Annotated in this window: 20 protein-coding genes; 14 read left to right on the top strand and 6 right to left on the bottom strand. The window is 60.0% G+C overall.

From position 1 onward, the window contains the following. Positions 1–286 precede the first annotated feature (286 nt). Positions 287–1,630, top strand: a complete 1,344-nt coding sequence (pssA, locus tag AC07VR_RS27580; protein WP_495013132.1) for a CDP-diacylglycerol--serine O-phosphatidyltransferase — start codon at positions 287–289, stop codon at positions 1,628–1,630. Positions 1,631–1,916: 286 nt separating this feature from the next. On the opposite strand, the gene efeO (AC07VR_RS27575) is transcribed toward pssA, so the two are convergent. The 4 genes from efeO (AC07VR_RS27575) to efeU are packed head-to-tail and all read right to left on the bottom strand — an operon-like array spanning position 1,917 to position 6,144. Then, positions 1,917–2,741 carry an iron uptake system protein EfeO gene (gene efeO / locus AC07VR_RS27575; RefSeq protein WP_495013131.1) on the bottom strand — a complete coding sequence of 275 codons (825 nt, stop codon included), beginning with the start codon at positions 2,739–2,741 and terminating at the stop codon, positions 1,917–1,919. A gap of 34 nt (positions 2,742–2,775) precedes the next feature. Then, positions 2,776–4,074: an iron uptake transporter deferrochelatase/peroxidase subunit gene (efeB, locus tag AC07VR_RS27570; protein ID WP_494991355.1), complete on the bottom strand. Its 1,299-nt coding sequence runs from the start codon at positions 4,072–4,074 to the stop codon at positions 2,776–2,778. A 16-nt stretch (positions 4,075–4,090) separates the two neighbouring features. Further along, the gene (efeO, locus tag AC07VR_RS27565; RefSeq protein ID WP_495013130.1) at positions 4,091–5,290 is read right to left on the bottom strand and encodes an iron uptake system protein EfeO; all 1,200 of its coding nucleotides are present in this window, start codon (positions 5,288–5,290) and stop codon (positions 4,091–4,093) included. An 8-nt stretch (positions 5,291–5,298) separates the two neighbouring features. Further along, positions 5,299–6,144, bottom strand: a complete 846-nt coding sequence (gene efeU / locus AC07VR_RS27560) for an iron uptake transporter permease EfeU (protein ID WP_495013129.1) — start codon at positions 6,142–6,144, stop codon at positions 5,299–5,301. A 201-nt stretch (positions 6,145–6,345) separates the two neighbouring features. Between efeU and AC07VR_RS27555 the strand changes: the two genes are divergently transcribed. The 6 genes from AC07VR_RS27555 to AC07VR_RS27530 all read left to right on the top strand — a co-directional run bounded on the left by AC07VR_RS27555 (position 6,346) and on the right by AC07VR_RS27530 (position 13,302). Continuing rightward, positions 6,346–7,362 carry an AraC family transcriptional regulator gene (locus AC07VR_RS27555; RefSeq protein WP_494991358.1) on the top strand — a complete coding sequence of 339 codons (1,017 nt, stop codon included), beginning with the start codon at positions 6,346–6,348 and terminating at the stop codon, positions 7,360–7,362. A gap of 342 nt (positions 7,363–7,704) precedes the next feature. Beyond that, the gene (locus tag AC07VR_RS27550; protein WP_494991359.1) at positions 7,705–9,363 is read left to right on the top strand and encodes an AMP-binding protein; all 1,659 of its coding nucleotides are present in this window, start codon (positions 7,705–7,707) and stop codon (positions 9,361–9,363) included. Between the two features lie 16 nt (positions 9,364–9,379). Next, entirely contained in the window at positions 9,380–10,147 is a 768-nt protein-coding gene (locus AC07VR_RS27545; protein ID WP_494991360.1) for an SDR family NAD(P)-dependent oxidoreductase, read from the top strand. Between the two features lie 12 nt (positions 10,148–10,159). Next, positions 10,160–11,353 (top strand): acetyl-CoA C-acyltransferase, encoded by a 1,194-nt coding sequence (locus AC07VR_RS27540; RefSeq protein WP_494991361.1) that lies wholly within the window; start codon positions 10,160–10,162, stop codon positions 11,351–11,353. Positions 11,354–11,362: 9 nt separating this feature from the next. Beyond that, positions 11,363–12,490 carry an acyl-CoA dehydrogenase gene (locus AC07VR_RS27535; RefSeq protein ID WP_495013128.1) on the top strand — a complete coding sequence of 376 codons (1,128 nt, stop codon included), beginning with the start codon at positions 11,363–11,365 and terminating at the stop codon, positions 12,488–12,490. 38 nt (positions 12,491–12,528) lie between these two features. Continuing rightward, positions 12,529–13,302: an enoyl-CoA hydratase gene (locus AC07VR_RS27530; RefSeq protein WP_494991363.1), complete on the top strand. Its 774-nt coding sequence runs from the start codon at positions 12,529–12,531 to the stop codon at positions 13,300–13,302. 63 nt (positions 13,303–13,365) lie between these two features. Here AC07VR_RS27530 and AC07VR_RS27525 read toward each other — a convergent pair whose 3' ends face one another. Then, complete coding sequence (locus tag AC07VR_RS27525) at positions 13,366–14,517, bottom strand: acyl-CoA dehydrogenase family protein (RefSeq protein WP_494991364.1); 1,152 nt, start codon at positions 14,515–14,517, stop codon at positions 13,366–13,368. A 3-nt stretch (positions 14,518–14,520) separates the two neighbouring features. Then, positions 14,521–15,627 (bottom strand): enoyl-CoA hydratase/isomerase family protein, encoded by a 1,107-nt coding sequence (locus AC07VR_RS27520; RefSeq protein ID WP_495013127.1) that lies wholly within the window; start codon positions 15,625–15,627, stop codon positions 14,521–14,523. A 458-nt stretch (positions 15,628–16,085) separates the two neighbouring features. Here AC07VR_RS27520 and AC07VR_RS27515 point away from each other — a divergent pair, with 458 nt between their 5' ends. The 7 genes from AC07VR_RS27515 (at position 16,086) to astA (ending at position 22,167) form a co-directional block, all read left to right on the top strand. Then, a complete protein-coding gene (locus tag AC07VR_RS27515) occupies positions 16,086–16,865 on the top strand; it encodes a transporter substrate-binding domain-containing protein (protein WP_494991366.1) in 780 nt (259 codons plus the stop codon). Between the two features lie 108 nt (positions 16,866–16,973). Further along, on the top strand, positions 16,974–17,666 hold the full coding sequence (locus AC07VR_RS27510) for an ABC transporter permease (protein ID WP_494991721.1): 693 nt from the start codon (positions 16,974–16,976) through the stop codon (positions 17,664–17,666). After that, complete coding sequence (locus tag AC07VR_RS27505) at positions 17,663–18,373, top strand: ABC transporter permease (protein WP_494991367.1); 711 nt, start codon at positions 17,663–17,665, stop codon at positions 18,371–18,373. Before AC07VR_RS27510 ends, AC07VR_RS27505 begins: the two co-directional genes overlap by 4 nt. A gap of 78 nt (positions 18,374–18,451) precedes the next feature. Then, positions 18,452–19,213 carry an ABC transporter ATP-binding protein gene (locus tag AC07VR_RS27500; RefSeq protein WP_494991368.1) on the top strand — a complete coding sequence of 254 codons (762 nt, stop codon included), beginning with the start codon at positions 18,452–18,454 and terminating at the stop codon, positions 19,211–19,213. Between the two features lie 12 nt (positions 19,214–19,225). Beyond that, positions 19,226–19,705, top strand: a complete 480-nt coding sequence (locus AC07VR_RS27495) for an Lrp/AsnC family transcriptional regulator (RefSeq protein WP_090322115.1) — start codon at positions 19,226–19,228, stop codon at positions 19,703–19,705. Between the two features lie 468 nt (positions 19,706–20,173). Then, positions 20,174–21,136, top strand: a complete 963-nt coding sequence (gene ctlX / locus AC07VR_RS27490) for a citrulline utilization hydrolase CtlX (protein WP_494991369.1) — start codon at positions 20,174–20,176, stop codon at positions 21,134–21,136. Further along, the gene (gene astA, locus AC07VR_RS27485; protein ID WP_494991370.1) at positions 21,133–22,167 is read left to right on the top strand and encodes an arginine N-succinyltransferase; all 1,035 of its coding nucleotides are present in this window, start codon (positions 21,133–21,135) and stop codon (positions 22,165–22,167) included. Before ctlX ends, astA begins: the two co-directional genes overlap by 4 nt. Positions 22,168–22,171: the final 4 nt, after the last annotated feature.

Here is a 22,171-nt window from a genome sequence, read left to right as displayed (position 1 = left end):
TGACGCTCTGCGTCACATTAACGGCGGACGCGGAGCGTCCAATGAGGCATTCCCACGCAGAGCGTGGGAACGATCAAAGTAGAAGAGCGATCGTTCTTCTTGGTCAATAGGTTATTTTATCAGCGATGATCGTTCCCACGCTCCCGCGTGGGAATGCAGCCCGTGACGCTCTGCGTCACATTAACGGCGGACGCGGAGCGTCCAATGAGGCATTCCCACGCAGAGCGTGGGAACGATCAATGGTGTAAGCTCATCCGCTCTTTGGATTCGACCTCTTGCGAGCCTTATGCCGTCGCTTTTCAAACGCTCCCTGCTGCCAAAACTGCGCAGTTTTCCGCTGACTGCAGATGCCGTCACCATCCTCTCTGGCGCCGCAGAGTTTCGCCACTGTCTGCTGGAGAAAATCGCCCAGGCTACGCAGCGCATTTATATCGTGGCGCTGTACCTGCAGCAGGATGAAGCCGGCCAGGAAATCCTCGATGCCTTGCACGCTGCCAAAACCGCTCGGCCCACGCTTGAGGTGGTGGTTGTGGTCGACTGGTTACGCGCTCAGCGCGGTTTGATCGGTGCTGGCAAGCAGCCGGGCAATTCGGCCTGGTATCAGGCCCAGACCCGCGCTCATGCCAGCCAAGTGCCGGTGTACGGTGTGCCTGTGCAGACCCGCGAGCTGTTCGGTGTGTTGCACCTCAAGGGCTTCGTGATCGATGACTGTGTGATCTACAGTGGCGCCAGTCTGAATAACGTCTACCTGCACAAGTTCGACAAGTACCGTTTTGATCGTTACCACTTGCTGCAGTGTGGCGCGTTGGCCAACTCCATGCAGCACCTGATCGAGCACGGCCTGATCGCCTCCAGAGCGGTTCACCGCCTGGACCTGCCGAATCTGCCGAGTACCCGCAGCCTGCGCAATGACATTGGTGATCTGCGCAGCCGTCTGAAGCACGCCGCTTACGACACCACTTTCGGTAGCGTCAACAAGGGCGGTTTGTCGGTCAGCCCGCTGCTCGGGGTCGGCAAGAATAACCCCTTGAGCCGGGTGATCTGTGAGTTGATCGCCAACGCTCACCGGCAACTGACGATCTGTACGCCGTATTTCAACCTGCCGCTGGCCGTGACCCGAGAAATCAACCGGGCGCTGGCACGCGGGGTGAAAATCGACATCATCGTTGGCGACAAGACCGCCAACGACTTCTACATTCCGCCGAGTGAGCCGTTCAAGGTGATTGCGGCGCTGCCGTATCTCTACGAAATCAGCCTGCGACGTTTCGCCAAACGCCATCAGCCGGTGATCGACAGCGGTCAGTTGAACCTGCATCTATGGCGCGACGGCGACAACACCTACCACCTCAAGGGCATGTGGATCGATCAGCGTTACACCTTGCTGACCGGCAACAATCTCAACCCGCGCGCGTTCCGCCTGGATCTGGAAAACGCCTTGCTGATCGATGACCCGAAAAACGAGCTGATGGAGCCGCGTCAGACTGAACTGGCGGAGATTTTTCGCAACACCAGTCGCATCGAACATTTTCAGCAGCTTGATACCCTGCCGGACTACCCGCCAGCGGTCGGCAAGTTTTTGCGTCGGGTCAGCCGGGTGCGGATCGAGCGCTTGCTCTACCGCATTCTGTAAGGCTTGGCCGGGAACCCTTTGTCTGGCGGCAGGCCAACAGGCGATCAACATTATTAGTGCGTGAATAGGGAGATATACGCAGGGGGGGCAACTGATCGTTCCCACGCTATGCGTGGGAACTCCTCCGTGGCCGCGTAGCAATCGCTCTGGATGTGACGCGCAGCGTCACGGGCTGCATTCCCACGCGGGAGCGTGGGAACGATCCATGAACAGCAAACGCACAACACCTGTAGGAGCGAGGCTTGCCCGCGAGGCGTCGGTTCAGGCGACGCTGAAGCAATTGCTCTTAATTGAGCCCCAGCTTGCCACGCAACGTCGACAGATCTTCTGCCAGGGTGTTAACCGGCCCGACCAGCGCTTTGCGGTCGTTTTCCTTGACCTTGTCGTAAGTCTCGAAACCACCATCAGCCGTTTTGTACTTGGCCAGAATCGTGTTCACGCTGGCGAAGTTTTTGTCGACTTTGGCGATGAAGGCTTTGTCCTGTTTCTCCAGCTGCGGACGGAACAGCTCGACGATTTTCTTCGCACCATCGATGTTGCCCTGGAAGTCATACAGGTCGGTGTGGCTGTAACGGTCCTCTTCGCCGGCGATCTTGGTCGCAGCGACTTCTTCGAGCAGCGAGGCGGCACCACCCACCACTTTCTCTGGCGGGAAGGTCAGGCCGGCCACGCGGGTCTGCAGTTCTTTGACGTCTTTGTTCAGGCCGTCGGCCAGTTCACCGAGACCTTGGGTGCTGTTCTCGGAGAACAGCGAGTATTCAATACGGTGAAAACCGGTGAAGTCCTCGGCCTTGACGCCTTTTTCGTGGTCGTTGACACGCGAATCGATGGACGCATCGAGGTCACTGAACAGTGCGGCAATCGGCTCGATCGACTCGTAGTAAACCCGGGTCGGCGCGTAGAGCTTTTTGGCGGTGGCCAGGTCGCCTTTTTTCAGCGCGTCGGTGAACTGCTGGGTGTGGCTGGCCATTTCGTCGAGCTGTTCGGTGACATAGATTTTGTAATCCGAGATCGGTCCTACCAATTCAAGCGGCGCTGTTGCAGCGAAAGCCGAGAGAGGAGTGTGGAGCAGGCCAAGGGTCAGCAACAAAGCAAGAGGCGTCTTTTTCATGGGACTTTTCCGAGAAGGTTATTGTGTTTAGGGGTTAAGCCGTGGTTTTGGGGTGTGTTGCGTCAAGCAGCGAACGACCGATGAAGTCTTTGTCGCCGGTCACGCCAGGCAGCGTGAAGAAATAACCGCCGCCCACCGGCTTGAGGTATTCCTCCAGGGGCTCGCCATTGAGCCGGGTCTGCACGGTGATAAAGCCTTTCTCCAGGTCGGCCTGGTAGCAGATGAACAACAAACCCATGTTCAACTGACCGTTCTTGCTCACGCCGTTGGAGTAGTTGAAGGGCCGGCGCAGGATCAGGCTGGCCTGAGTCGCTGCGGTGCGCGGGTTGGCCAGGCGGATGTGCGCATCCATTTTGGTCAGTTTGCCGTGGGGGTCTTTGGCGTAATCCGGGACCTGGGTTTCCTTCTGGCCATCCATCGGTGCACCGCTGGTTTTGACCCGGCCGATGATGCTTTCCTGCTCTTGCAGCGGCGTGCGGTCCCAACGCTCGACGAAGTTGCGGATGATCCGCACCGCCTGATAGCTACCGTTGGCCGCCCAGGCCGGTTCATCGCTGCCGGGCTGGACCCAGACGATCTGGTCCATGCTCTTGCTGTCGTTGGAATCGGGGTTGGCCGAGCCGTCACGGAAACCGAGGAAGTTGCGCGCACTTTGCGCAGGTTCACCGGGGCGTACAGGGGCTTGTGGCGGCACGCTGCCTTCCTGTTTCCAGCGCACCAGCAGCAGGTCCGGGAGGTTTTTCACAATGTCGCGCAGGGCGTGGATATTAGTGTCGGCAGTGTTGGCGCAGAACTGCAGGCTCAAGTCGCCGTGGCAGCTATCGGGATCAAGGGCGTCGTTGGGGAAACCGACCATGCGGATCAGGCGCTTGGGTTTGGCCCCGCTCAGGCCGAAACGCTCGTCGAACAGCGATTCGCCGACCGACACGGTGATGGTCAAATTGTCCGGGGTGACCACTGGCCCGAGGATTCCGGAGTCTACTGGCGGCAGCTTCGGGTCGACCTGCGACACCGGACCGCCGCTCATCAGGAATGCAATGCGTTCGTTGAGGGTGCGGAACAAGCGCTCCAGGTCCTTGCGGTCGCTGGCGAGCACATCGAAGGACACCAGCATGCCGCAAGATGGGCGCGGGGTGACGATGCCGGTCTGATGTTTGCCATGAAAATCGTGCCGATCGTGAGTTTTCTCACTGCTCGGTGCTTCGGTGACTTGCGCCGGGCTGGCGGCCATGGCCGGGCAGCTCAACGTGCTGCCGGCCAACGCCACGCCAGCGGCGCCCATGCCGAGCAAAACGCGGCGACGCTGGGCGGAGAAATGATTTGAGTCGTTCATGTGTGTTGGTCTTCTACTACAGGCCGGAAAGGCCAAGGGCGGGATCGATTCCATCGAGTACATCGGCCAGAGCCTTGGCCTTGTTGGCAAGTCGCACGCGCTGATCGGCACCGACGCTGTCGTAGGTGCTGTAACCGTTTGTCATGCGCAAATCATTGAACTGGGCATCGAGTGCGGTGGTGGCGCTGTCGATCTGTGTCAGCAGCCCGGCGGCGGACTTGGCCAGCAACGGCCGCAACAGGTCGACGACCTTGCGCGTCGCTTCCAGGTTGGCGGCGAAACCGTTGAGGTCGCTATGGCTGTAGCGTTCTTCTTCACCGCTGCTGCCGCGCACCTCGGCAATGCTGCGCATGCTCCGGGTAACGATATTCACCAGTTGCTCAGGTGGCAGCGATTGCGCCATCAGCTGTTGCCTGAGCTGGGTGACATCGCTGAGCAAGCGCTGGGCAACGGGCGTGAGGTTATCGACAGAGCGTTGTTGGAACAGTGCGTATTCGATGCGGTGCAAGCCGACGAAGCCGGTGTCTTGCTCGCGTTTCTCGAAGTAGTCAGCGCGAGCGTTGATCGCCCGATCGAGCTCGGCCAGGCGCTGAGCGGCCGGTGCAATACGCTGGTAAGCGGCGCTGGCCGGCACATACAGCGCTTGAGCCTGACTCAGGTCACCGGCTGCTATCGCTTGTTCAAGGGCTGTGACGGCGGTGATCAATGCGCTGCTTTGGCGGCTCAAGTAAACCCGGAACTCCGACAGCGGGCCGATAAACGCCACCATCGATGGACGCGCCTTGGCGCTGGCTTCGGACTCGGCGGTCGGGGTCACGTGCAGCGTGCCGCGCGGGTTGCTCAGCAGGCCACAGGTGATCGCGTAATCGCCTGGCCGCAAATTGGCGTTGATCACCTGGCTCAGACCCGGGGCGATGTTTTCGCGTTCTTCGACCACCAGCACGCCGTCGAGGACTTCCCATTCCACGGCACGATCCGAGCGATTGAGAATACGGAAACTGGCGTGTCCGGCAGGCAGGGTCAGGACATTCGGCTCGCAGCTGTGGGGAGCAATGGTGACGGTGATTTCGTCGTGGCTGGCCTGGCGCTTGGCGGCGGCCATTTTCGACGCGTAATAGAACAGCCCACCGGCGGCGATCATCACGATCACTGAACCGGCCACTGCCCAGCGCAAGGTGCGGGGTGGCGAGGCCTGTGCAGAGGCTTGGTTTGACATGGAGGCCCTTACTGAGCGGAAACGGAAGAGGGTTGGCCTGGCGCAGGTCGGGGCGCCGCCGGAACGAAGAACAGCACCAGTGTCACCACCAGATAAATCAGGTAGACACCCAAGGTGCTGATGGTTGGTGCGTCCTGGTAACCGAGCATGCCGGCCAGCACCGAGCCCAGCGGGCCATCCATTGGCAAGGTTGCGCTGAAATCGAAGAGCACGGTTTGCAGGTGATTCCACAGGCCCGCTTCATGCAGGGCACGCACCGAACTGGCGAGGATCCCGGCGGCGACCACCAGAATGAACAGTCCGGTCCATCGGAAGAACGCCCCGAGGTTCAGTCGCATGCTGCCGGTGTAGATCAAAAAGCCCACGACAATCGACAGGATCAAGCCGAGCAGGGCGCCGATGGGTGCGGCCGGACCTTCGCTTTGCTGGAACACCGCAAGCAGGAAAAACACCGTTTCCAGGCCTTCCCGGGCGACGGCGAAAAACACCATGACGATCAGCGCCGTGATCTGATGCCTGGAACCGGTCAGCGCCTGATCGAGGGAGGCGTGAAGGGAATGCTTGATCGAGCGTGCGACCTTACGCATCCAGAAGACCATGGAACTCAGAATGGCCACGGCCATCAGGCCGACCACGCCTTCGAAGAGTTCCTGTTGTTTTTGCGGGAATTCGGCACTGACCAGTTCCAGCCCGCCACCGACCAGAAAAGCCAGTGCTGCGGCGAGGAACACACCGATCCACATGGCGGGCATCCACTGATCACGACCGGTTTGCTTGAGGTAACTGGCGATGATGCCAACGATTAACGCCGCTTCAATGCCTTCGCGCAGCATGATCAAAAAAGGAACCAGCATTCAGCACCGTGTTGAGAATGATTAATGGGGGCTAATTTGTAACATAATGATACTCATTGCTAAATGTGGTTGATTGGTATTTACCTGAACGGATGCTGAACGAAAGAAGGTTCTGTGGTGCGCCGAAAAGATCGCAGGCTGCGCCAGCGCCTACGTTAAGATGGCCGCCCCATTCATTTGCGCAGGGCAGTGCAATCGTCAATGTCGGAAAAAGACACCATTTCCATCCAGCTCGTGCGCGAAGCGCTGCTGCAGAGTTGCGCGCCCGGTACCGCCACGCATGAGGTATTGCACAAGGTCGGGATCGATCCGATGCTGCTGGAGGTCGCTGACGCCCGCGTACCGGCCACCGCCTATGCACGGCTGTGGCGCTTGTTGGCCCGGCGCCTGGACGATGAGTTCTTTGGTATGGATCCGCGCCAGCTGAGGTCCGGTAGCCTGGCGTTTCTGTGTCGTTCCAGCATGGCGCAACCGACGCTTGCGACGAGCCTGGCGTCGGGGCTGGAGTTTCTCTCCTTGATGCTCGAACGCTTGCCGGCACAGCTTGTTCATCAGCAGAGCCTGGCGGAAATCGTCCTGCTCGAAGACGATAAGGAACCGCGGCGAGCCTTTACCTATTTCACCTACTGGATGATTGTCCACGGCGTTGCCTGCTGGCTGGCCGGGCGGCGTATTCCGATTCTCGCCATTGAGCTGCGTTGCCCGGAGCCAGACTTTTGCGACGACTATAAGGTGATGTTTTCCGAGAACCTGCGTTTTGACCGACCGCGGACCCGGATGATTTTTTCGGCAGATTGCCTCGATCTGCCAATCAAGCGCAGCAGCGACGAACTCAAGCGTTTTCTGGCCCATGCACCAGCCAATATCCTGGTCAAGTATCGCGACCCGGAAAGCCTGGCCAGCCGGATCAAGAACGATCTGCGGCACTTGCCCGCCGAACACTGGCCGGAAACCGATAGCCTGGCGCAACGTCTGTGCATGTCGGCTTCAACCTTGCGCCGCCGTCTGGCCGAAGAGGGCCAGACCTATCAAGGACTCAAGGACAGCGTGCGCAAGGAGCTGGCGATACTCTGGCTGGCCGAACCGCAGATCAGCTTCGCCGAAATCGCCACGCGGCTGGGATTTGCCGATGCCAGCTCGTTCTACAAAGCGTTTCGCAAGTGGTCAGGGTCCAATCCCGGGCATTACCGGAGTTTGATTTTGAATGAGGCGGGGTAGGACGCAGCACTTGGCCTTAGACCTTGATCGTTCCCACGCTCCCGCGTGGGAATGCAGCCCGTGACGCTCCGTGTCACTGCCAAAGCGGACGCGGAGCGTCCGGTGAGGCATTCCCACGCAGAGCGTGGGAACGATCCAAAAGCGTTTCGCAAGTGGTCAGGGTTCAATCCCGGGCATTTGATTGTTCCCACGCAGAGCGTGGGAACGATCAATCCTTCAAATCTTGGCCAAACCAGTCACGTAACTTGATAGCTTTGACCATTGCCCAGCACCCCACACAGAGCGAGTATTTCCAGGATTTTTCACGGTTCCTACTAATAAAAAGACCGAGGGATTCTGGTGATGCGCGATTACTTGTCTGCCACTGCACAATTCGATTATCAACACACTGTCGATGAAGCCCTGAAGGGCACTCTGGCGGGGCTCAATGCGTGCGTCGAATGCTGCGACCGGCATGCCTTGCCGGGACGTATTGCGTTGTTCTGGGAGGGCCGCGATAGCACCAGTGCGACCTACACCTTCAGCGAATTGCAGGACAAGGCCGCGCGCTTCGCCAACTTTCTGCTGGCCCAAGGCGTCAAGAAGGGCGACAAAGTCGCAGGCCTCTTGCCGCGTAACGTTGAGTTGCTAATTACAGTCTTCGCCACCTGGCGCATTGGCGCGGTCTACCAGCCGTTGTTTACCGCCTTCGGCCCCAAAGCCATCGAGCATCGGCTGAGCAGCTCCGGTGCAGCGCTGGTGGTGACCGACGCCGCTAACCGTTCCAAACTCACCGAAGTGACCGGCTGCCCGACCATCGTCACCGTGGGCGGGCCCAAGGGCCAGGGCATCGTGCGCGGCGACTTCAGTTTCTGGGCCGAGCAAGCCAACTATTCGGCCGACTGCGAGCCAGTCCTGCTTAGCGGCGACGATCCTTTCCTGCTGATGTTCACCTCGGGCACCACCGGTCCGTCCAAAGCGCTGGCCGTACCGCTCAAGGCGATTGTCGCGTTTCAGAGCTATACCCGTGATGCGGTGGACCTGCGCCCGGAAGACGCGTTCTGGAACGTTGCCGATCCGGGTTGGGCCTACGGCATCTATTTCGGCGTTACCGGCCCGCTGTCCATGGGCCATCCGATCACCTTCTACGATGGTCCGTTCACCCTGGAAAGCACCTGCCGGGTGATCAACAAATACGGCATTACCAACCTGACCGGTTCGCCGACGGCGTATCGCTTGCTGATCGCCGGCGGTGATGAGTTCGCCCGCTCGATCAAGGGCAAGCTGCGTATCGTCAGCAGCGCCGGTGAGCCGCTGAACCCGGAAGTGATTCGCTGGTTCGCCGATAACCTGGGGGTGGTCATCCACGACCATTACGGCCAGACCGAGCTAGGCATGGTGCTGTGCAATCACCACGGTCTGGAGCATCCGGTGCATGTCGGTTCGGCAGGTTTCGCCTCGCCTGGGCACCGAATTGTGGTGCTCGATGATCACTACCAGGAGCTGCCGGCCGGGCAGCCGGGCATTCTGGCGATTGATCGCACCCAGTCACCGATGTGCTGGTTCGCCGGCTATGAAGGTGCGCCGACCAAGGCATTTGTAGGCAACTACTACCTCAGCGGCGATACCGTGGAGCTGAACCCGGACGGCAGCATCAGCTTCGTCGGCCGCAGCGATGACGTGATCACCACTTCGGGTTATCGGGTCGGCCCGTTCGACGTGGAGAGCGCACTGATTGAACACCCGGCGGTGGTCGAGGCGGCGGTGATCGGAAAACCCGACCCGGAACGCACCGAGCTGGTGAAAGCCTTTGTCGTGCTCAGCCCGCAATACCGTGCCGCGCCGCAGCTGGCCGAAGAGCTGCGCCAGCACGTGCGCAAGCGCCTGGCGGCGCACTCGTACCCCCGTGAAATCGAATTTGTCAGCGAACTGCCGAAAACCCCAAGCGGCAAGTTGCAGCGCTTTATCTTGCGCAATCAGGAAATCGCCAAGGCTCAAGAGGCCGTGGCTCACAAGGCTTGAAACCAAGGAAACAACGATGCAGATCGAAAATAAGGTTTTTCTCGTCAGCGGTGGCGCGTCCGGTTTGGGCGCCGCTACGGCTGAGATGCTGGTGGCCGCTGGTGCCAGGGTGATGCTGGTGGATTTGAACGCCGACGCCGTGGCGGCCCAAGCGCAAAAGCTCGGTTCACAGGCGCAAAGCGTCGTGGCCGATATCTGTCAGGAAGCGGCAGCCGAGGCGGCGGTAAAGGCAACGGTCGCAGCCTTTGGCGGGTTGCACGGGCTGGTCAACTGCGCGGGCGTGGTGCGCGGCGAGAAGATTCTCGGCAAGAACGGCCCTCATGCGCTGGCCAGTTTCAGCCAGGTGATCAACGTCAACCTGATCGGCAGCTTCAACCTGCTGCGTCTGGCAGCCGCGGCCATTGCCGACGGCGAAGCCGATGCCGACGGTTCACGCGGTGTGATCATCAACACCGCCTCGGCCGCCGCCTTCGACGGCCAGATCGGTCAGGCAGCCTATGCCGCTTCCAAAGGCGCGATTGCCAGCCTGACCTTGCCCGCCGCCCGTGAACTGGCGCGCTACGGAATTCGGGTGATGACCATCGCTCCGGGGATCTTCGAAACCCCAATGATGGCCGGCATGACCCAGGAAGTGCGCGACTCTCTCGCCGCTGGCGTTCCGTTCCCGCCGCGTCTGGGCAAACCTTCGGAGTACGCTGCGCTGGTTAGGCATATTATTGAAAACAGCATGCTCAACGGTGAGGTGATCCGTCTCGACGGTGCCTTGCGCATGGCCGCCAAGTAAGGAGGATTTATCATGACTATTACCAACGATCCGATTGTTATTGTCAGTGCCGTCCGCACCCCGATGGGCGGTTTTCAGGGTGAACTGAAAAGCCTGAGCGCACCGCAACTGGGTGCCGCTGCGATCCGCGCTGCAGTCGAGCGCGCCGGTGTTGCACCTGGCGCGGTGGAAGAAGTGTTATTCGGTTGCGTGCTCTCGGCCGGTCTCGGTCAGGCGCCCGCACGGCAAGCGGCGCTGGGCGCCGGGCTCGACAAGTCGACCCGCTGCACCACGCTGAACAAAATGTGCGGTTCCGGTATGGAGGCAGCCATTCTGGCCCACGACATGCTGCTGGCCGGCAGCGCCGAGGTGGTGGTGGCCGGTGGCATGGAAAGCATGTCCAACGCACCCTATCTGCTGGACCGCGCCCGCAGTGGCTTGCGCATGGGCCATGGCCAGGTCATCGACCATATGTTTTTCGACGGTCTGGAAGACGCTTACGACAAGGGCCGCCTGATGGGCACCTTTGCCGAGGATTGCGCCGAAGCCAACGGCTTCAGCCGCGAAGTTCAGGACGAATTTGCCATTGCTTCGACGACTCGTGCCCAACAGGCGATCAAAGACGGCAGTTTCGCCGCCGAGATCGTGCCGTTGCAGGTGATGGTCGGCAAGGAGCAGAAGCTGATCAGCGACGATGAGCAACCGCCAAAGGCCAAACTGGACAAGATTACCGGGCTGAAACCGGCGTTCCGCGAAGGCGGCACGGTCACTGCTGCCAACTCCAGTTCGATTTCCGACGGCGCTGCGGCATTGGTATTGATGCGCCGCTCCGAGGCTGAAAAACGTGGCCTCAAACCGCTGGCAGTGATTCACGGCCATGCGGCGTTTGCCGATACGCCGGGCCTGTTCCCGGTGGCACCGGTGGGTGCGATCAAGAAACTGATGAACAAGACCGGCTGGTCGCTGGACGAGGTCGAACTGTTCGAAGTCAACGAAGCCTTTGCGGTGGTCAGTCTGGTGACCATGAGCAAACTGGAAATCCCCCATGAGAAGGTCAACGTACACGGTGGCGCTTGCGCCCTGGGCCATCCGATCGGTGCGTCCGGTGCGCGGATTCTGGTGACGCTGCTTTCGGCCCTGCGCCAGAAAGGCCTGCATCGCGGCGTGGCGGCCATCTGCATCGGTGGCGGCGAAGCAACGGCCATGGCTGTTGAAGTCCTGTACTAAGGAATCCTTATGCTCCCGACTGACGAACAACTACAGATCAGCGACGCGGCCCGGCAGTTTGCCCAGGAACGGCTGAAACCGTTCGCCGCCGAGTGGGATCGTGAACATCGCTTCCCCAAGGAAGCCATCGGCGAGATGGCCGGACTGGGCTTCTTCGGCATGTTGGTGCCGGAGCAGTGGGGCGGTTGCGACACTGGTTACCTGGCCTACGCCATGGCCCTGGAAGAAATCGCCGCCGGTGACGGCGCCTGCTCGACCATCATGAGTGTGCACAACTCGGTGGGTTGCGTGCCGATCCTCAAGTTCGGCAACGATCAACAGAAAGAGCAATTCCTTAAACCATTGGCCAGCGGCGCGATGCTGGGTGCCTTTGCCTTGACCGAACCCCAGGCCGGCTCCGACGCCAGCAGCCTGAAAACCCGTGCCCGGTTGAACGGTGATCACTACGTACTCAACGGCTGCAAACAGTTCATCACCTCCGGGCAAAACGCCGGCATCGTGATTGTGTTTGCAGTGACTGATCCGAGTGCCGGCAAGCGCGGTATCAGCGCGTTTATCGTCCCCACCGATTCGCCTGGCTATAAGGTCGCGCGGATCGAAGACAAGCTCGGTCAGCACGCGTCGGACACCTGCCAGATTCTTTTCGAAGACGTGAAAGTACCGGTCGCCAACCGCTTGGGTGAGGAGGGTGAAGGCTACAAAATCGCGCTGGCCAACCTCGAAGGCGGGCGTGTGGGTATTGCCTCGCAATCGGTGGGCATGGCCCGCGCAGCTTTTGAAGCCGCGCGCGATTACGCCCGCGAGCGGGAAAGTTTCGGCAAGACGCTGATCGAGCATCAAGCCGTGGCTTTCCGCCTGGCGGACATGGCCACACAGATCGCTGTCGCCCGGCAGATGGTGCATTACGCGGCGGCCCTGCGTGACAGCGGCAAACCGGCGCTGGTGGAGGCGTCGATGGCCAAGCTGTTCGCTTCGGAAATGGCTGAAAAGGTCTGCTCCTCGGCGTTGCAAACCCTCGGTGGCTATGGCTACCTGAACGACTTTCCGCTGGAGCGCATTTACCGCGACGTGCGCGTCTGCCAGATTTACGAAGGCACCAGCGATATTCAGCGCATGGTCATTTCACGCAATCTTTGACTCTGTATCTCTACTCTTTCTAAGGCAGGAGCCCATCCATGAGTTATGAAACGATTTTGCTGGAAGTTCAGGGCCGGGTTGGCCTGATCACGCTCAACCGCCCGCAAGCCCTGAATGCGCTGAATGCGCAGATCGTCAGTGAGCTGAACCAGGCGCTGGACGGCCTGGAAGCCAACCCCGAGATTGGCTGCATCGTGCTCACAGGATCGAAGAAGGCCTTCGCCGCGGGTGCCGACATCAAGGAAATGGCCGAGCTGACCTATCCGCAGATCTACCTCGACGATCTGTTCAGCGACAGCGACCGAGTGGCCAACCGTCGCAAACCGATCATCGCCGCGGTGGCCGGTTTCGCCCTCGGTGGTGGCTGTGAGCTGGCGCTGATGTGCGACTTCATTCTGGCCGGCGATAACGCCAAATTCGGCCAGCCGGAAATCAACCTCGGTGTATTGCCGGGTATGGGCGGCACCCAGCGTCTGACCCGCGCCGTGGGCAAGGCCAAGGCGATGGAAATGTGCCTGAGCGGGCGCTTGATCGATGCGGTGGAAGCCGAGCGCGCCGGAATCGTGGCGCGCATCGTACCGGTGGATGAGTTGCTGGATGAAGCGCTGAAAGTTGCAGCGGTGATTGCTGGCAAATCCCTGCCGATTGCGATGATGGTCAAGGAAAGCGTGAACCGCGCCTTTGAAGTCAGCCTGTCCGAAGGCGTGCGTTTCGAACGCCGGGTGTTCCATGCGGCGTTCGCCATTGAAGATCGCAGAGAAGGGATGGCCGCGTTTATCGCCAAGCGCGAGGCGCAGTTCAAGGGTAAGTGATGTAGCGTCGAAGATCGTTCCCACGCTCCAGCGTGGGAACGATCAGGTTCCCGGTTTCAGCCGTCAGATCTGATAGTTCTTCAACTCTCGCGCAATCACCATTCGCTGAATCTCGCTCGATCCTTCATAGATCTGCGTAATCCGCGCATCGCGGTAGAAGCGTTCTACCGGGTAATCCTCCAGATAGCCGTAACCACCGTGGATCTGAATGGCCGAAGAACAGACCTTTTCGGCCATCTCCGAGGCAAACAGCTTGGCCTGTGACGCTTCGGACAGACAGGGTTTGCCGGCACTGCGCAGACGCGCCGCGTGCAGGATCAGCAAGCGGGCGGCATTCAAACGGGTGTGCATGTCCGCCAGCAGGTTGGCGATGCTCTGGTGCTCGATAATCGGCTTGTCGAACTGCACCCGATCGCGCGAATAAGCCAGCGCCGCTTCGAATGCCGCACGGGCGATGCCCAAGGCCTGGGCGGCGATGCCGATACGACCGCCTTCAAGGTTGGACAGTGCAATCGCCAGCCCCTTGCCGCGCTCACCCAGCAGGTTCGCTTCAGGAATGGTGCATTGGTTGAGGGTCACGGCGCAGGTGTCGGAGGCACGGATGCCCATCTTGTGTTCAGTTCGGTCGACGATAAAGCCCGGGGTGTCGGTGGGCACCAGAAACGCCGACAGGCCTTTCTTGCCCAGATGCGCATCGGTGACTGCGAAGACGATAGCCAGTTTGGCCCGTTTGCCGTTGCTGACAAATTGCTTGGCGCCATTGATCACCCACTGGCCGTCGCGCAGCTCGGCGCGGGTGCGCAGGTTATGGGCCTCGGAGCCGGCCTGGGGTTCGGTCAGGGCGAAGCAGCCGATGGCTTGTCCGCTGGCCAGGTCCGCCAGCCAGGTCTGTTTCTGCTCCTCAGTGCCGTAGTTGAGGACCGGCCCGCAGCCCACCGAGTTGTGGATGCTCATCAAGGCACCCGTCGCGCCGTCGCCAGCAGAGATTTCTTCCACCGCAAGGGCGTAGGCGACGTAGTCGACATAGGTGCCGCCCCATTCCTCGGGGACCACCATGCCGAGCAAACCGAGCTCGCCCATCTTCGCCACCAGCGCATCATCGATCCAGCCAGCCTTTTCCCACGCCTGGGCATGGGGCGCGATTTCACGGCGGGCAAAGTCCCGGGCCATGTCGCGGATCATGACTTGCTCTTCACTCAATTCAAGGTCGTGCATGGCTCAGCTCCCACTCATGTCGAAACCGCTGAAGAAACTCGCGACATGCTCGCCATCGAGGGCTTGCAGGGTCGGCGGGTTCCAGCGCGGGTTCTTGTCTTTATCGATCAGCAAGGCGCGCACGCCTTCGATCAGGTCACCACGTTCGAACCACTGACGGTCCAGATGCAGTTCCAGGGCAAAGCACTCTTCCAGGCTCAGCTGGCGACCGCGCCGCAGCATCTCCAAGGTTACGCCCATCGCCAGCGGAGAGCGGCTTTCCAGCAGAGTGGCGGTGGCAAGGGCCCACTCGTGGCTGTCGGCGACCGTGACTTCGCGTAATTGCTCGACGATGCTCGGCACATCGGGCAGGGCGAAGAAGTGGTCGATGGCCCCACGCAAGGCGTGCAACGGTGCGTTGGGTAGTTGCTGCACGGCAAGTGCAGCCAGTAGACCTTGCAGGTCCTTGAGCGGTGTTTCGTGCCACTCCAGGTGATCGAGGCGCTGGTCCAGCAGGCTCAGCCTGTCGCTTTCCAGGTACCAATCGGCCAATCCACAGTAGAGCGCGTCGGCAGCGCGGATCTGCACGCCACTGACGCCCAGGTAGATCCCCAGCTCGCCCGCAACGCGTGGCAGGAAGTAGCTGCCGCCGACATCCGGGAAATAACCGATGGCCACTTCCGGCATCGCCAGACGGCTGCGTTCGGTGACTACCCGCAGATCCGCGCCTTGCACCAGACCCATGCCACCGCCGAGGACGAAACCGTCCATCAGCGCCAGCACCGGTTTGCGGTACTGATGGATGGCCAGGTCGAGGGCGTATTCCTCGACGAAGAAGTCCTGGTGCAGGGTTTGCCCGCTTTTGAAGCTGTCATACAGCGTGCGGATATCGCCACCGGCACAAAAGGCTTTTTCACCGGCACCGCGCAGCACCACCGCATGTACCTGCGGGTCATGGGCCCAGGCATCGAGTTGCTGGTGCAGGCTGCGGACCATGTCCAGAGTGAGGGCGTTGAGGCCGGCGGGGCGGTTGAGGGTCAGGTGGCCGATATGGTTACGGACCTCGGCCAGCACTTCGTTTTGCGTGGCATCCACGGACCGTATCGCCTGGGATGAAACCTGAGCAGTCATCACTAACTCCCTGCTTTTATTGTTCTTTATAGAAGTGTTCGCGCGCGAACGATGCCGGATCGTAACAGTGCAAATTTGCCATGTACAACCCGGATAACTGCAGGTCTGGTGTGCATTTTTGCAGGATAACCCTGTTCATTCGCCCCTTCGAAGGGTGTTATCGCCGGGTAAGTGCCGGAAACGACCGATTCGGCTGTGGAATACCGCTTATCAGCATAGCCGGGCTGTCTGCGCGGGCCGTTACGACACCTGCCCCAAGCATTCTGTTGGCATTCTGGTGTTCCATTTGAAGCCGTCTGCGACAAGGGTTTCAGGGTGGGGGTGTGGCGACGCACCGGTTTAAAACAATAAGAACGCTGTTGCGGTGGATGCCGCATCGACTCTCTGCTCCTGCCCATAAATGTGGCTCGGTCGTGTGCCTGGCCGCGATAAATCCAAATAAATCGGGACTTACGAAGATGAACAAAAAATGGCTGGCCTTACCGGTACTCGCGTTGTTGTTCTGCTCGGCAGGCGCTAGCGCCAAAGAGTGGAAAGAGCTGCGATTTGGCGTCAACCCAAGCTATCCACCGTTCGAATCGACCACCGCCGATGGTGGCGTGCAAGGCTTTGGTGTGGATCTGGGCAATGCAATCTGCGCCGAGCTGAAGCTCAAGTGCGTGTGGGTCAGTAACGACTTCGACGGGCTGATTCCTGCGCTCAAGGCCGGCAAGTTCGATGCGATCGAGTCGTCGATGACGGTAACTGAGGCGCGCAAAAAGCAGATCGATTTCTCCGACCGCCTGTATGCCGGCCCGACCGCCATCGTCACCCGCAAGGATTCCGGTCTTGAACCCACCGCCGAATCCCTCAAAGGCAAGGTCATCGGTTACATGCAGGGCACGATTCAAGAGACCTATGCCAAAGCCAGACTGGCCCCCGGTGGCGTGAAACTGCGGGCCTACCAGAGTCAGGATCAGGTCTACGCGGATCTGGTTTACGGCCGTCTCGATGCGTCGATTCAGGACAAGCTGCAAGCGCAGATGAGTTTCCTGACTTCGCCGCAAGGTGCCGACTTCCAGAACAGTCAGGGCATCAGCGACCCGCTGGTACCGTCGGAAATCGCCATCGGCATCCGCCAGGACAACGACGAGCTCAAAGGCATGATCAACACCGCCATCAAGGCCCTGCATGAAAAGGGCATCTACGCGCAGATCCAGAAGAAGCACTTCGGCGATCTTGATCTCTACAACAACTGATCCTCGCACCGACAGCGCTGTATCGTCCTGTGCGATGCAGCGCCAGGCTGTGGCAATTCAAGACTGGTGACTTGCGTGAATACCTTCCTTCATTTTTTGGGGCTCGATATGTCGGCCCTGCAAGGCTATGGCCCTCTGTTGCTGCACGGCACCTGGGTGACCCTCAAACTGTCTGCACTGTCGCTATTGGTGAGCATGCTGATGGGCCTGGTCGGCGCGGCAGCCAAGCTTTCACCGCTGCGCCTCTTCAACCTGCCGGCGACGTTCTACACGACACTGATCCGCGGGGTTCCCGATCTGGTGCTGATGCTGTTGATTTTCTACAGCCTGCAAGGCTGGCTGAGCAGCCTGACCGAGGCCCTGGGCTGGCCCTACATGGAGATCGACCCGTTCGTGGCAGGCATCATCACCCTGGGGTTTATCTACGGCGCCTATTTCACTGAAACCTTTCGCGGCGCGATTCTCAGCGTTCCGCGCGGTCAGCAGGAAGCCGGTGCGTCATTTGGCTTGAACCGCTGGCAACGTTTTCGCTTCGTGGTATTCCCGCAAATGATGCGTTTCGCCTTGCCCAGCCTTGGCAATAACTGGCTGGTGCTGCTCAAGGCCACGGCGCTGGTGTCGATCATTGGCTTGTCGGACCTGGTCAAGGTCGCTCAGGAGGCCGGCAAAAGCACCTTTAATATGCTGGATTTCCTGCTGCTGGCGGCGGCGCTGTATTTACTGATCACCAGTGCGTCGAACTATGTGCTGCGCGGGCTTGAGCGTCGTTACAACCAAGGCGTACGGGGGATGACGCGATGATCGAGTTGATTTCGGAATACTGGAAACCCTTTCTCTTCAGTGACGGCTACAACTTCACCGGGTTAGCGATAACCTTGTGGTTGCTCTGCGTGAGCATCGTGCTGGGGTTTTTCCTTTCGCTGCCGCTGGCGATCATGCGGACCTCGCGCTGGGGCCTGCTGCGCTGGCCGGTTCAGCTATTCACCTATGTGTTTCGTGGCACGCCGCTGTATATCCAGCTACTGATTTGCTACAGCGGGATCTACGGCATTGCGGTGGTCCGTTCTCAGCCACTGCTGGAAGCCTTCTTTCGCGATGCGATGAATTGCACCTTGCTGGCGTTCACTCTCAATACCTGTGCCTACACCGTAGAAATTTTCGCCGGGGCGATTCGCAGTATTCCCTATGGTGAAATCGAGGCGGCCCACGCTTATGGCTTGAGTGGCTGGCGTTTGTACTTACGGCTGATCCTGCCTTCGGCGTTGCGCCGGGCACTGCCGTATTACAGCAACGAAGTGATCCTGATGTTGCATGCGACTTCGGTGGCTTTCACCGCGACTATTCCGGACATCCTCAAGGTGGCCCGCGACGCTAACGCCGCGACCTTCATGACTTTCCAGGCGTTCGGCATTGCCGGGTTGCTTTACCTGGCGCTGTCTTTCGGGCTGGTGGGTGCATTCCGCCTGGCAGAGAAGCGCTGGCTGAGTTTTCTCGGTCCGGCTCACTGAGTCATTGCGTGCGGTTGTTCATCTCCATTCTTTCTGTCCAGAGCTGTGCCGATAGCGGTGTGGCTCCAGGAGTGTTTCATGTACAAGCTGACGGTTGAAAATCTGTATAAACGATTTGGTGACAATGAGGTGCTCAAGGGCGTCTCGTTGAAAGCCCGTGCAGGCGATGTGGTGAGCATGATCGGTGCCAGCGGTTCCGGGAAAAGCACCATGCTGCGGTGTATCAACTTTCTTGAACGGGCTGACGAGGGCTCCATCGAGCTGGATGGCGAAGTCATCGCGACGCGGCCGGCAGCCGGTGGCATGCGCGTTGCCAGTCCCGCGCAGTTGCAGCGCCTGCGCACGCGTCTGGCCATGGTGTTTCAGCATTTCAACCTGTGGAGCCACCTGACTGTTCTGGAAAACATTATGCTGGCGCCATGCCGTGTGCTGGGCGTCAGTCGCAAGGACGCTGAGCAAAGCGCTCGTGCTTATCTGGACAAAGTCGGTTTGCCGCAGCGAGTGGCCGAACAGTACCCGGCGTTTCTTTCCGGCGGCCAGCAACAACGGGTGGCGATTGCCCGGGCCCTGGCGGTGGAACCGCAGATTCTGCTGTTCGACGAGCCGACCTCGGCGCTCGATCCGGAGCTGGTGGGTGAAGTACTCAAGGTGATTCAGGCCCTGGCAGAAGAGGGGCGTACCATGCTGATGGTGACCCACGAAATGGGCTTTGCCCGCAAGGTGTCCAGTCAGGTGTTGTTTCTGCATCAAGGCCGGGTTGAGGAGCAGGGAACTGCAGAGATTCTCGACCAGCCACAGAGCGAGCGTTTGCAGCAATTTTTATCGGGTCGTTTGAAGTGAGGCAAGACGTACATGGCGGATATCCGCGATCTGTCGATCGTGCTTGATCGTATCGATCAGGCAATCATTGAGGTGCTGCGCCATGAAGGGCGCATCACCTATCAGAAGCTTTCCGAGCGGGTGCACCTGACTCCCAGGCCGTGCCTGGAACGGGTGCGCAAGCTCGAACAGCTCGGGGTTATCCGCGGTTATGGGGCGATTCTCGACGAAAAGAAACTGACGCCGGGGTTGTCGTTACTGGTGCTGGTGGCGCTTTCGAACCAGAGCGGGCGGGCGGCGCAGAAGGCGTTTGAAGCCAAGGTGCGTGCCTGTCCGCAGGTGCTGGAGTGCCGCCTGATCAGCGGCGCGTTCGACTACAGCCTGCGTATGCGTTGCCGGGACATGGAGCATTACCGGGTGCTGACCGAAGTCTGGTTCGACGACCCGGACTTGCACATCGACAAACTGGTCAGCCATCCCGAGCTTGCGATGGTCAAGACCTCGATGGAGTAAGCCCTACGAAATCGTTCCCACGCTCCGCGTGGGAATGCAGCCCGTGACGCTCTGCGTCACAAAAGCGGACGCAGAGCGTCCGATGAGGCGTTACCACGCAGAGCATGGGAACGATCGATCCAGCGCACATCCTTTCCCCGCCGAATCGGCTGCTCACCCCCTCGCTTTCAGCCATTTCCATCACACCCACCCGCGTTATCGGCCGGGTTTGCAGATCGTTCCCACGCTCCGCGTGGGAATGCAGCCCGTGACGCTCTGCGTCACAAAAGCGGACGCAGAGCGTCCGATGAGGCGTTACCACGCAGAGCGTGGGAACGATCGATCCAGCGCACATCTTTCCCCGCCGAATCGGCTGCTCACCCCCTCGCTTTCAGCCATTTCCATCACACCCACCCACGTTATCAGCCGGGTTTTCTGCCCGCCAAACCAGACAATGAGTACCTCTTAACCCTCATTGATTCTGTGCCCATGCAAACCACCAATACCGTTTTGATGATTCGCCCGACACGTTTCTCTTTCAATCAGGACACGGCCGCCAACAACCGTTTCCAGCGCCAGGCCGCGCTCGCCGAAGACGTGCAGCTCAAGGCTCTGCGAGAGTTCGATGGCTACGTCGCCGCATTGCGCGAGCAGGGTGTCACCGTCATGGTGCACAACGACAGCGAAGCGCCGCATACCCCTGACTCGATCTTCCCCAACAACTGGTGGAGCAGCCATCCTGACGGCACTTTGGTGCTGTACCCGATGCAGGGCCACAACCGTCGGCTGGAACGGGACAAAGGCGTACTGGAGTGGTTGCGCGACGAGTACCGGGTCGAGCAGATGCTGGACCTCTCGGGCCTGGAACAGCAGGAAGTGTTCCTTGAGGGCACCGGCAGCATGGTTCTCGATCGTCAGCAGCGAATTTGTTACGCCGGTTATTCCACTCGCACCCATGCCCAGGCCTTGAATCAGGTGGTCGACCACCTGGGTTATGAGCTCTGCGCGTTCAACGCGGTGGACCGTCAGGGCGTCGCCATCTACCACACCAACGTGATGATGAGCGTGGGCAGCAGCCTCGCCGTGGTGTGTCTGGAGTCCGTCAGCGATCTGAACGAGCGCTCGGCGTTGCAGTCTCGGCTGGAGGACAGCGGCAAACAGGTCATGGCCCTGAGCTGGGAGCAACTGGAGTCGTTCGCCGGCAACATGCTCGAAGTCCATAACGCGGCGGGCGACCCCTTGCTGGTGATGTCGCGTACAGCCTGGCAATCGCTGGACTTGACGCAACGCCGATTGATCGAGCGTCACGCCACACCGCTGCCGGTGAATATCGACACCATCGAACGCATCGGCGGCGGCAGTGCGCGCTGCATGCTGGCGGAAGTTTTTCTACCTGAGCGTCTGCCTGAACATCAGTCCAACCATCTGGCCTCCAAGGAGCAATCGCGATGATCGTCCGTCCTGCCACAATGGCTGACCTGCCTGCATTATTGACCCTGGCCCACAGTGCGGGCACCGGTTTGACCACCTTGCCGGCCGATGCCGTGCGTTTGCGCCACCGCCTGGAGTGGGCGGAGAAAACCTTCGCCGGCGAGGCCGAACGAGCGGATGCCGATTACCTGTTTGTGCTGGAAACCGAGAGCGGCGAAGCCGTCGGCATTTGTGCGCTGGCCGGTGCCGTGGGCATGCGCGAGCCCTGGTACAACTACCGCCTCGGGTTGTTTGTTGCTGCGTCGAAGAATCTGGGGATCAATCAACAGCTGCCGACGTTGTTTCTGGGTAATGACATGACCGGGCAATCGGAGCTGTGTTCGTTGTTCCTGCATGCCGGACACCGCAAAGGGCTCAATGGCCGGTTGTTGTCCAAGGCGCGGTTTCTGTTTCTGGCCGAGTTTCGTGAGAAGTTCGGCGAGAAGGTGATTGCCGAAATGCGCGGTTACTCGGATGAAGAGGGTGTTTCGCCGTTTTGGGAAGGCCTGGGGCGGCATTTCTTCAAGATGGATTTTGCCGATGCCGACTACCTGACCGGCCTGGGTAACAAGACCTTTATCGCTGAGTTGATGCCCAAGTTTCCATTGCCAACCTGTTTGCTGCCTGAAGCGGCGCGCTCGGTGATCGGTCGGGTTCACCCCAATACCGAACCGGCGTTGGGCATGCTCAAGGCCGAAGGTTTCGACCATAAGGACTACATCGATATCTTTGACGGCGGGCCGCTGATCGAGTGCGCCACCGGTGACATTCGTGCGGTGCGTGATAGTCAGGTGTTGCAGCTGAGTATCGGCACACCCGGTGAGCTCGCAGTGCCCTATCTGATTCACAACCGTCAGTTCGCCAATTGCCGAATCACCGCTGCGCCGGCGCGAGTTGCAGCAGGTACGTTAATTGTCGATGCGCAAACAGCGAAAAGCCTGGGCTTGAGTGCCGGTGCTTCAGTGCGGGCGGTTAGCCTGGCGGTACCGGCGCAACAACGGTCGGCGGCCTAGGGAA

The sequence above is a fragment of the Pseudomonas sp. GW821-FHT02H09 genome, assembly GCF_059421425.1.
Note: the sequence above shows the minus strand (reverse complement) of the source record. Positions and strands in the feature narration are given on the sequence as shown.

Bases quoted from the DNA above. Each gene is read 5' to 3' on its own strand.
- pssA (WP_495013132.1), top strand. From the start codon at position 287: ATGCCGTCGCTTTTCAAACGCTCCCTGCTGCCAAAACTGCGCAGTTTT.
- efeO (WP_495013131.1), bottom strand. From the start codon at position 2,741: ATGAAAAAGACGCCTCTTGCTTTGTTGCTGACCCTTGGCCTGCTCCAC.
- efeB (WP_494991355.1), bottom strand. From the start codon at position 4,074: ATGAACGACTCAAATCATTTCTCCGCCCAGCGTCGCCGCGTTTTGCTC.
- efeO (WP_495013130.1), bottom strand. From the start codon at position 5,290: ATGTCAAACCAAGCCTCTGCACAGGCCTCGCCACCCCGCACCTTGCGC.
- efeU (WP_495013129.1), bottom strand. From the start codon at position 6,144: ATGCTGGTTCCTTTTTTGATCATGCTGCGCGAAGGCATTGAAGCGGCG.
- AC07VR_RS27555 (WP_494991358.1), top strand. From the start codon at position 6,346: ATGTCGGAAAAAGACACCATTTCCATCCAGCTCGTGCGCGAAGCGCTG.
- AC07VR_RS27550 (WP_494991359.1), top strand. From the start codon at position 7,705: ATGCGCGATTACTTGTCTGCCACTGCACAATTCGATTATCAACACACT.
- AC07VR_RS27545 (WP_494991360.1), top strand. From the start codon at position 9,380: ATGCAGATCGAAAATAAGGTTTTTCTCGTCAGCGGTGGCGCGTCCGGT.
- AC07VR_RS27540 (WP_494991361.1), top strand. From the start codon at position 10,160: ATGACTATTACCAACGATCCGATTGTTATTGTCAGTGCCGTCCGCACC.
- AC07VR_RS27535 (WP_495013128.1), top strand. From the start codon at position 11,363: ATGCTCCCGACTGACGAACAACTACAGATCAGCGACGCGGCCCGGCAG.
- AC07VR_RS27530 (WP_494991363.1), top strand. From the start codon at position 12,529: ATGAGTTATGAAACGATTTTGCTGGAAGTTCAGGGCCGGGTTGGCCTG.
- AC07VR_RS27525 (WP_494991364.1), bottom strand. From the start codon at position 14,517: ATGCACGACCTTGAATTGAGTGAAGAGCAAGTCATGATCCGCGACATG.
- AC07VR_RS27520 (WP_495013127.1), bottom strand. From the start codon at position 15,627: ATGACTGCTCAGGTTTCATCCCAGGCGATACGGTCCGTGGATGCCACG.
- AC07VR_RS27515 (WP_494991366.1), top strand. From the start codon at position 16,086: ATGAACAAAAAATGGCTGGCCTTACCGGTACTCGCGTTGTTGTTCTGC.
- AC07VR_RS27510 (WP_494991721.1), top strand. From the start codon at position 16,974: ATGTCGGCCCTGCAAGGCTATGGCCCTCTGTTGCTGCACGGCACCTGG.
- AC07VR_RS27505 (WP_494991367.1), top strand. From the start codon at position 17,663: ATGATCGAGTTGATTTCGGAATACTGGAAACCCTTTCTCTTCAGTGAC.
- AC07VR_RS27500 (WP_494991368.1), top strand. From the start codon at position 18,452: ATGTACAAGCTGACGGTTGAAAATCTGTATAAACGATTTGGTGACAAT.
- AC07VR_RS27495 (WP_090322115.1), top strand. From the start codon at position 19,226: ATGGCGGATATCCGCGATCTGTCGATCGTGCTTGATCGTATCGATCAG.
- ctlX (WP_494991369.1), top strand. From the start codon at position 20,174: ATGCAAACCACCAATACCGTTTTGATGATTCGCCCGACACGTTTCTCT.
- astA (WP_494991370.1), top strand. From the start codon at position 21,133: ATGATCGTCCGTCCTGCCACAATGGCTGACCTGCCTGCATTATTGACC.